General features: G+C 64.0%; 1 pseudogene. It reads right to left on the reverse strand.

Annotation, left to right across the window (positions count from 1 at the left end):
• Positions 1-207, reverse strand: a pseudogene (locus KVT38_RS34210) (hypothetical protein); the annotation flags it as partial.
• Positions 208-236 lie beyond the last annotated feature (29 nt).

Genomic DNA, 236 nt, shown 5'->3' on the forward strand with positions numbered 1-236 from the left:
GCGGCCGGCGGAAGGAGCCGCCCCGCCAGACCCCGCGGCCGAAGCCGGGGAGCCGGCGCTGCCGGAGGGGGCTGCGCTCGCCGAAGCGTCCGTATTATTGTTGTGGGCGTTGCCGCAGCCCGCTGCCGTAAGAGCGGCCGCCAGCGTGATCGACGTGGGGAGCGTAGTCCTGAATTTGAATTTACCGTTATTTGTTTCTTTCAACATGAACCCTCCCGTGATATGTTGGATGATGG

Source organism: Cohnella sp. GbtcB17 (genome assembly GCF_019091135.1).
In the GTDB taxonomy this organism is placed as follows: Bacteria; Bacillota; Bacilli; order Paenibacillales; family Paenibacillaceae; genus Cohnella.